The organism is Streptomyces sparsus (assembly GCF_054776295.1).
This window is the reverse complement of sequence record NZ_BAAHCA010000736.1, coordinates 1-2487: the sequence shown is the minus strand read 5'-3', so window position 1 is coordinate 2487 and position 2487 is coordinate 1. Positions and strand designations below refer to the sequence as shown.

Genomic DNA, 2487 nt, shown 5'->3' with positions numbered 1-2487 from the left:
GGGTCGCGGGGGCGGTACGCAGCACGAGGGGGCGGCCGGTCAGCCCGCGGGCGCCGTACACGAGGTCGGGCCGGACGGCGAGCACCGCGCCGACCGTGAGGGCGGTGATGGCGGCCTCGCCCAGCCCGATGGCGGTGTGCACGCCGACCATCGCCGCGAAGACCTTGCCCAGCGAGACGTCGGCCGTCCCGCCCACCGCGAACAGCAGGGTGAAGACGACCGCGGCGGCCGGCACGGACACCAGCGCGGCCACGAACGAGGCCGCGGTGAGTGAGCCGCGCCCGCGCGGCAGCACCGTGGCGAGCAGCCGGAACAGCGGGTAGGCGACCAGCACGGCCACCACGCCGAGCAGGGTGATGTTGGTGCCGAGCGCGGTCAGACCACCGTCGGCGAACAGCAGCGCCTGCATCAGCAGCACCACGGTGAGGCAGAGCACCGCCGTGTGGGGGCCGACCAGGATCGCCGCCAGCGCCCCGCCCATGAGGTGCCCGCTGGTGCCCGCGCCGACGGGGAAGTTGAGCATCTGGACGGCGAAGACGAAGGCCGCGACGAGGCCGGCGAGCGGGGTGACCCGTTCGTCCAGCTCACGCCGGGCACCGCGCAGGGAGACCGCCACGGCGGTGGCGGCGACCACTCCCGTCGCCACCGAGACGGGTGCGTCGAAGAATCCGTCGGGCACATGCATGGCTGGCTGGCCTTCCACCGGGCGGATGAGCGATCGATGGATGATAGCCACTTCTTGCGAACGGTTCGCAAGAGCGCAGGCGCACCGGCAAGCGAGTGAGGGCCCCGGAACGGGGCACCCGGTGGGATGTCGGATCGCAGGGCGCCCTGCACGCCGTGACCCAGTTCACTTCGTGCCGGTGGTAACCGCGGCCCCCGATTCACGGTCTCAGGAGGCGACCGGGCGACCGCCCGAAGAGGAGCTTGACGATGTCCACAGCGATCGATCTGACGGTGCAGGCCCGCGTTGTCGCCCGGCCTGCCGCGTTCCCGATATTCGTGACCCTGCGCTACGACAGCGGCGACCCACTCGCGGTCCGGACCGTCTTCCCCGCGGAGGTCGCCCTCGACGGCGTGGAGGTGACCTGGACCTTCGCCCGCACCCTGCTCGACGACGCGCTGCACGGCCCGGCCGGCCACGGTGACGTGCGGCTCTGGCCGCACGGTGAGGACCGCACGATGCTGGAGCTCCGGGCGGCCGAGGGCACCGCGCTCGTGGAGCTGCCCACCCGGGAGGTGCGTGCGTTCCTGCGGGAGAGCTACGCGCTGGTGTCCGCGGCGCAGGAGCACCGGGGGCTGGCCCTGGACGAGAGCCTCGCCGTGCTGCTGCGCGGCGTCTGAACGGGTGGGCGAGAGCGGCAGCCGCCGGGGCACATGCCCGGACTTGCCCCCATGTAAAGGCTCGACTGTGACCCATGTCACAGTATTCGCTCCCCCGAAGAGGCCATGAAAACCGCATCCACGGGGTCGTAGGGATGGCGAAGCAGCAGCACGGACGAAGGAGCCCTCCCATGTCACCCCTTGTGGAATTCCCCCTACATGCCCGCCTGGTCACCCCACCCACCTCCCGCCGTATCCCGGCCGTGCTCCGCTACGACCGGAAGGACCCGCTCGCCGTCCGCGTGGTCTTCCCCGCCCCGGAGGAGCTGGACGCGCGGGACACCGTGTGGGTGTTCGGCCGCGAGCTGCTCGAAGCGGGCCTGCGGGCCCCGGCCGGTGACGGCGACGTCCATGTGTGGCCCTGCGGCCACGACCGGACGGTGGTGGAACTGCACGCGCCGGAGGGCATGGCCCTCGTGGAGTTCGGCACCCTGGAACTGCGCCGCTTCCTGTGGCGCTCCTACGCCCTGGTGCGTCGCGGCCAGGAGCACCACGGCCTCGACCTCGAACACGGCCTCACCGAGCTGCTGCGCGGCGTCTGACTCCCGACGCGGCAGCCGCCCGGTCCCGCTCTCGCGCCCGGACCCCGCGCGGCGACGGACGACCACCGGTCGCTCCCCGGAGTGAACGGCACGAGCACGACTTGCCGCCCGTCCCGGCCGCCCGAACCATGGGAGGCGTGAGCGACGGCGCATACCTCCGGTTCCCGCACCTCCACGACGACCTGCTGTGCTTCACCTCCGAGGACGACCTCTGGGTGGCCCCGCTCGTCCCGGAGGGCACCGAGCCCGGCCGGGCCTGGCGACTCACCGCGGACCGCACCCGCCTGGGCCACCCACGCTTCTCGCCGGACGGACGGCGCATCGCCTTCACGTCCTGGCGCAGCCTCGACCCGGAGATCCACCTCGTCCCCGCCGAGGGCGGCCCGAGCCGACGGCTCACCCACTGGGGCGCCCCGGACACCCGGGTCCGCGGCTGGACACCGCCCGAACGCGACGGCCGCAGCGACGTCCTCGCCGTCGCCTCGCACGGCCAGCCCTTCTCCTACTTCTCCTGGGCCTACCGGCTGCCCACCGACGGCAGCCCCGGCGGCCGGCTGCCCTG

Annotated in this window: 3 protein-coding genes and 1 pseudogene; 3 read left to right on the top strand and 1 reads right to left on the bottom strand. The window is 73.2% G+C overall.

Annotation, left to right across the window (positions count from 1 at the left end; genetic code table 11):
* Positions 1-685: energy-coupling factor ABC transporter permease (locus tag ACYVE9_RS22800; RefSeq protein ID WP_461029765.1), on the bottom strand; the 685-nt coding region annotated here is incomplete at its 3' end.
* 248 nt (positions 686-933) lie between these two features.
* Here ACYVE9_RS22800 and ACYVE9_RS22795 point away from each other — a divergent pair.
* From ACYVE9_RS22795 to ACYVE9_RS22785, 3 genes and pseudogenes are all read left to right on the top strand, one after another.
* On the top strand, positions 934-1344 hold the full coding sequence (locus ACYVE9_RS22795; protein WP_461029764.1) for an SsgA family sporulation/cell division regulator: 411 nt from the start codon (positions 934-936) through the stop codon (positions 1342-1344).
* A gap of 170 nt (positions 1345-1514) precedes the next feature.
* Complete coding sequence (locus ACYVE9_RS22790) at positions 1515-1925, top strand: SsgA family sporulation/cell division regulator (RefSeq protein ID WP_461029763.1); 411 nt, start codon at positions 1515-1517, stop codon at positions 1923-1925.
* Positions 1926-2053: 128 nt separating this feature from the next.
* A pseudogene (locus ACYVE9_RS22785) lies at positions 2054-2487 on the top strand (peptidase S41); the annotation flags it as partial.

What these genes read in the sequence shown, in the direction of transcription:
- ACYVE9_RS22795 (WP_461029764.1), top strand. Translation starts at nt 934, where the DNA reads ATGTCCACAGCGATCGATCTGACGGTGCAGGCCCGCGTTGTCGCCCGG.
- ACYVE9_RS22790 (WP_461029763.1), top strand. Translation starts at nt 1,515, where the DNA reads ATGTCACCCCTTGTGGAATTCCCCCTACATGCCCGCCTGGTCACCCCA.